We start from the raw sequence: 353 nt of genomic DNA, 5'->3' as shown, positions 1-353 counted from the left end.
GCGGTTTCCACGGCACGATGGGCGACAGTTTCCGCAATGAGCCTGACTATCAGTTCATGACCGGCGGCCAATGGGTGGCGCATCCCGGCAACATCATCGACTACACTGTCGCGATCACCCGGCCGGACGATCCGATCACAAAAGGCATCAGCGATTTCGCCTACCGGTCGGAGCAATATTACATGCATGTCGACCCAAGCAATGAGGTGCTGGCGACCACCACCTTCACCGACGCGCATTTTCCGGGGATAGGCGGCGTCGTCATGCCGGTCGTCTGGAAACGGCGCTATGGGGCGGGGAAGGTTTTCTACAGTTCCCTTGGTCACACGGCGGATGAGTTCGCGGTGCCGGAA

Annotated in this window: 1 protein-coding gene; it reads left to right on the top strand. The window is 59.8% G+C overall.

Translation table 11 applies throughout. The features are described 5' to 3' along the window. A partial coding sequence (locus EOC94_RS33770; protein WP_185928396.1) for a ThuA domain-containing protein occupies positions 1-353 on the top strand: 353 nt, incomplete at both ends.

It is taken from the genome of Mesorhizobium sp. M6A.T.Ce.TU.016.01.1.1 (genome assembly GCF_003997065.1).
Classification (GTDB): domain Bacteria; phylum Pseudomonadota; class Alphaproteobacteria; order Rhizobiales; family Rhizobiaceae; genus Mesorhizobium; species Mesorhizobium mediterraneum.
The sequence above is the reverse complement of the archived record's forward strand: the minus strand, read 5'-3'. Positions and strand labels throughout refer to the sequence as shown.